The sequence below is a fragment of the Sodalinema sp. genome, from assembly GCF_046483825.1.
Taxonomy (GTDB): Bacteria; Cyanobacteriota; Cyanobacteriia; order Cyanobacteriales; family Geitlerinemataceae; genus Sodalinema.
Genome location: NZ_JAWOCL010000211.1, coordinates 1 through 6,244 on the forward strand (window position 1 = coordinate 1; position 6,244 = coordinate 6,244).

The window sequence follows — 6,244 nt, forward strand, 5'->3', positions numbered from 1 at the left end:
CCCACCCCTAACCCCTCCCTGGAGGGGAGAACCCACCCCTAACCCCTCCCTGGAGGGGAGAACCCACCCCTAACCCCTCCCTGGAGGGGAGAACCCACCCCTAACCCCTCCCTGGAGGGGAGAGACGCAGCCGTATTCCCTCTTAATCATCCCCTCCAGGGAGGGGTGCCCGTTAGGGCGGGGTGGGTTCTCTGCTTAAAAGAAACGTTACAATAAATTAAGCAATACTCTTAGAAACTGTTATATATGCCTCCGACTGCATTACTGACCAAAGGACTCCCCACAGTAAAACCCCATAATCCGAGCGATCGCTTCGATGATACCTGGCGCGCTCCCTTGGCCACCCTTCTAGGCTTAGGACGCGCGGCTGGCGCGGATTTTATTGAATTTTTCCTCGAACGCACCAACTACATTAGTTGTCTGGCTGAAGACGATGCTATCACTAGCATCTCCCCCCGCCTCTCCACCGGTGCAGGGGTGCGCGTCTTTCGTGGCAAGGCGGATTGTTACGTCAGCACCAATGACCTCTCCTTTGACGGCTTGAAAGCCGCATTAGAGAAAGGATTGGCCATCATGGGACTCTCCCTCCCCGGAAGTAACGCCTATATCCCCGACATCAACCTGGAAATCACCCGCGACTACGCCAAAACTAACCACAAAGAAGGCTGGTTGGCTGACTGTAGTTCCATGCGAGAAATGAGCGATGTGTTGCTGGCGGCGAATGACTGCATTAACCAGAAAGCCAAACACGTCCAATCCCGTCGCGCCGCCTATTTCCGCGATTGGCAAGAAGTTCTCGTGGCCGCCAGCGATGGTGTCTTTGCCCGCGATATTCGCCTGACGCAATCCGTCGGCTATAGTCTCCTCTGTGCCGATGGCGAGAACCGTTCCTCCATCAGTCAACGGATTGGCGATAGTAGTAACCCCAGTTTCCTGCGCGATTGGAACTACGATCGCACCGCTGAGGAAGTCTCCGAAGCCGCCGGAACCATGCTCTACGCTGATTATGTGGAGTCGGGACAATATCCGATTATCATGGCCAACTCCTTTGGCGGCGTGATTTTCCATGAAGCCTGCGGACATCTTCTCGAAACCACCCAAATTGAGCGAGAAACGACCCCTTTCTTAAATAAAAAGGGTGAGAAAATCGCTCATGAAAATCTCACGGCTTGGGATGAAGGACTCTCGAAAGGAGAGTTTGGAACCCTCGATATGGACGATGAAGGAATGCCTGTTCAACGCACCTTGTTGATTGAAAATGGCATCCTTAAAAACTTCATTTCTGACCGAGCTGGCTCAATGCGGACAGGACATCCTCGCACCGGAAGCGGTCGCCGTCAGGGCTATACTCACGCCGCTGCTTCCCGGATGCGCAATACCTATATTGCCCCTGGGGAGTACGAGGTGGAAGAACTGTTCGCTTCAGTGGAGAAAGGCATTTACTGCAAGAAAATGGGCGGCGGTAGTGTTGGACCCACGGGAGAGTTTAACTTTGGGGTTGATGAAGCCTATTTGATTGAAAATGGCAAAATCACCAAACCCTTGAAAGGGGCAATTCTCATCGGTGAAGCGACGGAAATCATGAATAAAATTTCCATGTGTTCTAAGGATGTGGAACTCGCGCCGGGGTTCTGTGGTTCTATTAGTGGCAGTGTTTATGTCACCGTGGGACAACCTCACATTAAAGTGGATTCCATCACTGTTGGCGGTCGTTAAGAGTCTCGTGAAGACTCTCGTTAAGACTCGGATTAAGGAGGTTCGGTCATGGGATTGACAACCTGGAAGTTCACTGTCAAGGACTATCACAAGATGGCTGAGTTGGGGATTCTTAACCCTGATGAACGGCTAGAGTTGATTGATGGAGACATCTACAAAATGAGTCCAATTGGTAGACGACATGCGGCTTATGTAACGAGGATTGCTAACCAGCTTATGAAGCTGTTGGGGTCAGACATGAGCATGATTAATGTTCAAAATCCGATTGTTCTGAACGATTTATCGGAACCTGAACCGGATGTGAGTCTGTTGAAACCTCGGGAGGATCAGTATTTTTCTGGACTTCCCCAAGCCGCTGATGTCTATTTAGTGGTTGAGGTGGCGGAGAGCAGTTTGGAGAGCGATCGCAGTGAAAAATTGCCCCGCTATGCGGCTGCTTCAATTCCTGAGGTTTGGCTCATCAATGCCTTAACCCATCAACTCGAATGCTATCGTCATCCTGAAAACGGACGCTATCGGGAATACCAAACCTTAGAACGAGGTGATTCCCTCCGATTAGTGTCGTTTCCTGACCTCCTGATTCATCTTGATTCGTTGTTGTTTGAGGGCTAGAGATTTGGGATATTATCTTATCCCAGTCTTCCCTCATTTTTGCTCATTTAAACCCATTCATTGATTCAATTTAAACCCTGTATGACAGACATTCAAGTTCTTGCCAATCAAGTCCAAGATATCGCCAAGCAGATTGGTATTCGTAAATACGACATTTCTGGTTCTAGTGTCGATGAAACTAGCGTTCAAGTCGATCGCGGTGAACCGAAACAGGTGAAAGCCTCGAATCGTTCTAGTGTAACGGTGCGCGTCTGGAACCAAAACAACACCGTGGGGATTGCGTCTACGACAGACAGCGATGCGAAGGGGTTGGAGTTGGCGTTGAAAACGGCGGCTGAAGCCAGTGAGTTTGGCGCAAAAGACCATGTTCCTGATTTTAGCCCCGAAGCCACGAAACCCATCGAGAACCTGAAGACGGTTCAGGTTCCGCCAACGGAGGTGACGCAACTGATTGAGCGGTTGGTGGATTTGGAGAAACAGTTACTCGATGCTCATCCGGCGATCGCCAGTGTTCCTTATAATGGTCTGGCGCAACGGGATCTGTCTCGTTTTTACCTCAATAGCGAGGGCGCACAGCGTCATGAAGCTCATTCAGTGGCCTCGGTGTACCTCTACAGCAAAACGGAACAAGAGGGCAAGAAACCCCGTTCTGCGGGCGCTTATAAGGTCGATGTTGGGGTCGATCACCTCGATTTTGAGGGCTGCTTAAAAGAAGCCGCCGAGAAGACCATTTCTCACTTGAACTATGAGAAAGTTAAAACGGGCAAATATCGGGTGGTGTTCTCCCCGGAAGCCTTTTTGAGTCTGATTAACGCCTTCTCGAATCTCTACAACGCGCAAAGCATTCTCGACAAGCGCAGTTTATCAACCCCTGATTCCTTGGGAACCCAGGTAGCGTCGCCGCTGCTGTCGGTGTTTAATGATGCTCTACACGCGGATAATCCGACGTCGAGTTACTTCGATGGGGAAGGAACGCCGACGCGCCGGGTGTCTCTAATTGAGGCGGGAGTTTTGACGGGATTCTTGCACAGTGCGGGAACCGCAAAACGCATGAATACCCAACCGACGGGCCATGCGAATATGGGGGCGAAGGTCACGATTAGTCCTGACTTTTATCATATTTTTGCCGCGTCGCAACCGGACCAGACGTATTCCTTGGATACGGAGGAAAAGGTGGTCTTTATTGATGATTTGAGTGCGTTACACGCTGGGGTGAATGCGTTGCAAGGGTCATTCTCTCTTCCCTTTGATGGCTGGTTAGTGAATAAGGGTGAAAAGGTGAGTGTGGATTCGGCGACGGTGGCGGGCGATATCCGCGAGGTTCTCAAGTCTATTATTTATGTGGAACCGGAGGCGGAGGTAACGCCAGGTGGGGTTTGTCCTCGCATCTGGGTGGATGGTTTGTCGGTGACTGGGGAGTAGTCGCCAACCTCGATATTTTGGGGTGAGGGGTGTTCCGGCGTTGTTTCACGGATGGGTTTAGCCTATGCGGTGAAAGGCGCCGGATTGAGGGGCGATCGTGCTAGTCGGCATCCAATGTCACTTGTCGTAGCTTATCCTATGTCAGAATGGAGAGAAGGTCACCCTATTTCAAGGAATCCCATGGCAATCCGGGAACTCGATCGCATTACTATCAACCCAGGAGTATGTCTTGGACAACCCACAATCCGGGGAATGCGGATCACGGTAGAATTTGTCCTGAAGCTACTCGCAAGTCAGTTATCAGTTCCAGAAATTTTAGAGTCCTATCCAGAGTTAGAGGAAGAAGATATTCGTCAAGTCCTCAATCTTAATTATGATGGGTCTTCAGTTGTTGCATTGGATACAAAATTGTAGGGGCGAAAAATTTTTCGCCCCTACGACAACGGATGTAATCCGCCATAAATTTTCCTGATCACCCTGAAACCAGAAGACCCATTGTGATTAGGTTCTGCCGATTTCATGTTCGGGTTTTGGGATTAGTTTGAGTCTCTGCATTCAGTCAAGTTGCGGATGTATTGTCGAATGACGGGTTGTAGGCTTAGCTGGAGATTACACTGGGATGAGGGTTCTAATAAACTGCGTCGTTTGAGAGATTGGATGGCTTTGAGAAATTCTCGATCTGAGAGGAGATTGGCGGGTTTTGGGTTGAGGTTGGCGGGGGAGTCTTGGTTGGCTAACCAGTGCAGTAGGGTTTTTTCGGCGTTCCCAAGGCGTTGGTAGTGGAGCGTGAGGACGGTTTCTAGGTCTCCTAAGAAGAGAGTGGGATAGGAGAGGAATTGCTGAACGCTACCGTTGAATAAGTCGAGAATTGTGGAAGCGGTCAGGTTGAGCCACAAGGGATTGTTGTTATAAAGCTGAGTCAGTTTGGGCCAGGTTTTGGGGTCTTTGAGTTGGCGATCGCGGAGGATTTGGCTGGCGAGTTGAGGAAACCCTTGAACGGGAAGGGTTTTACAGTGGTGGGTTTCGCTTTCTAAGGCGGCGATTTCGAGGGGATGTTCCCAACTCAGGAGCAGAATACAACTTTGGTGAGAACAGGTGCCGAGTTCACGGAGGAGTTGGCCATAGCCTTGATAGTCTCGACGGTAGGTTCCAACAAATTCACCGGGGGTTAGGGCCTCTTGCAGGTTGTCTAGGATGAGCAAGCAACGGTGATGTCTGAGATGGTCTAGGAGCGATCGGTTCGGGGTGGAGGTTGCGGCGAAAAACTGGTGGATGTGGTTTTTTAGGCTTTCTAGGTTGCAGAATTTACGATGGTTGCACCAGAGGATATGGCTAAAGTGGTCTTTTATGTGTTCGACGAGTTGTCGAGCGAGGGCGGTTTTGCCAATTCCTGATAATCCGGTGAGGGTGATAATGCGGCTATGTTCGTTGAGTATCCACTGTTTGAGGGTGGTGAGTTCGTTGTGACGGGTGTGGAGGCGATCGTATTCGGGAGCTTGGCTGAGATTATGGCGGGGTGTGGTGTCGGATTCGCTACTGGTGGCGGATGGGTTAGTTGAGATTTTTGGCTCGTTGTATAAGTCGTTACAGATATTATTTATTTTATCGCCGATATGTACTGACTCTTCGTAATAAGAGAATATTCGGTTTTCGATGAGCGATCGGACATTTTTCTTTTTTACGTCTTCTTCGAGTAGTTCTGAGAGGAGTTTCCATAAGTCGGACGCTGATTTCCTGACGTGATCGCTTGTACAGTGGTATTCTTCGGCGATTTCCTTATATCCTTTCCCTTGCCAGGCTCCCTCTAAGATCGCGCGTTGCAGGGTATCTAGGTGTTTTCCCGTAGTTGTTAGAAGCAGGCGATCGGTCCACTGCAAGGCTTCCTGAATCTCCATAGCTGCTCTCTTGATTTGTAGTTTGGTTTCCTATGCACCCCCAATTTACCACAGTCTTGTTTTATTAAGCACAAAATACAACAATTTCACATTATCTTTTTTCAGTTATGGATTAATCCCCTACTAATTCCTACTTTTGCGGGGTTATCAAATCAGGAGTTGGTTGAGATAATAATAGGTGTTAGCCAATTTTAATCCGGCTTAAGCCAAAACTAATTATGTTAAAAGGAAAACTGCTCTCAGGGTTCATAACTGCAACGGCTGCCACAATTTCAATTGTTGGCGTCGCCGCAGAAGCGATCGCATCGCCACTCTACCTAACTCCGGGCGAAACCGGCACTGTACAAGGGTTCTATGGAGTCTCTTCATCTGGACAATACGAAGACGCACTCATTCAATGGAAGTTATACGATGGATGGATGACCAGTGAGGGAAGTGTGTTGCAGTTTGTAGAAGACTCCTTATTTGAAGAATCCAGAGACGGTACGCAGTACAACATTACCAACGATGCTATTTCGAACATTAATCCCATCCGAGAAAACTCAATAATCAATTATCGTCCTATGTCGGCTCAAAATACTCCCGGCGGAGAAACGACA

6 protein-coding genes are annotated in these 6,244 nt (G+C 49.3%); 5 read left to right on the top strand and 1 reads right to left on the bottom strand.

Translation table 11 applies throughout. The features are described from left to right. Positions 1 to 246 precede the first annotated feature (246 nt). The 4 genes from R6U67_RS13715 to R6U67_RS13730 all read left to right on the top strand — a co-directional run bounded on the left by R6U67_RS13715 (position 247) and on the right by R6U67_RS13730 (position 4,164). The gene (locus R6U67_RS13715) at positions 247 to 1,716 is read left to right on the top strand and encodes a TldD/PmbA family protein (protein WP_410253066.1); all 1,470 of its coding nucleotides are present in this window, start codon (positions 247 to 249) and stop codon (positions 1,714 to 1,716) included. A 48-nt stretch (positions 1,717 to 1,764) separates the two neighbouring features. Then, a complete protein-coding gene (locus tag R6U67_RS13720; protein ID WP_410253067.1) occupies positions 1,765 to 2,328 on the top strand; it encodes a Uma2 family endonuclease in 564 nt (187 codons plus the stop codon). Between the two features lie 81 nt (positions 2,329 to 2,409). Further along, positions 2,410 to 3,750, top strand: coding sequence for a TldD/PmbA family protein (locus R6U67_RS13725; protein WP_410253068.1), 1,341 nt, complete (start codon positions 2,410 to 2,412; stop codon positions 3,748 to 3,750). A 180-nt stretch (positions 3,751 to 3,930) separates the two neighbouring features. Next, positions 3,931 to 4,164, top strand: coding sequence for a DUF433 domain-containing protein (locus tag R6U67_RS13730; RefSeq protein ID WP_170191422.1), 234 nt, complete (start codon positions 3,931 to 3,933; stop codon positions 4,162 to 4,164). 122 nt (positions 4,165 to 4,286) lie between these two features. Here R6U67_RS13730 and R6U67_RS13735 read toward each other — a convergent pair whose 3' ends face one another. After that, positions 4,287 to 5,645: an NB-ARC domain-containing protein gene (locus R6U67_RS13735; RefSeq protein WP_410253069.1), complete on the bottom strand. Its 1,359-nt coding sequence runs from the start codon at positions 5,643 to 5,645 to the stop codon at positions 4,287 to 4,289. A 218-nt stretch (positions 5,646 to 5,863) separates the two neighbouring features. Between R6U67_RS13735 and R6U67_RS13740 the strand changes: the two genes are divergently transcribed. Continuing rightward, the coding region (locus R6U67_RS13740) for a hypothetical protein (protein WP_410253070.1) at positions 5,864 to 6,244 on the top strand (381 nt) is incomplete at its 3' end.

What these genes read in the sequence shown, in the direction of transcription:
- R6U67_RS13715 (WP_410253066.1), top strand. Translation starts at nt 247, where the DNA reads ATGCCTCCGACTGCATTACTGACCAAAGGACTCCCCACAGTAAAACCC.
- R6U67_RS13720 (WP_410253067.1), top strand. Translation starts at nt 1,765, where the DNA reads ATGGGATTGACAACCTGGAAGTTCACTGTCAAGGACTATCACAAGATG.
- R6U67_RS13725 (WP_410253068.1), top strand. Translation starts at nt 2,410, where the DNA reads ATGACAGACATTCAAGTTCTTGCCAATCAAGTCCAAGATATCGCCAAG.
- R6U67_RS13730 (WP_170191422.1), top strand. Translation starts at nt 3,931, where the DNA reads ATGGCAATCCGGGAACTCGATCGCATTACTATCAACCCAGGAGTATGT.
- R6U67_RS13735 (WP_410253069.1), bottom strand. Translation starts at nt 5,645, where the DNA reads ATGGAGATTCAGGAAGCCTTGCAGTGGACCGATCGCCTGCTTCTAACA.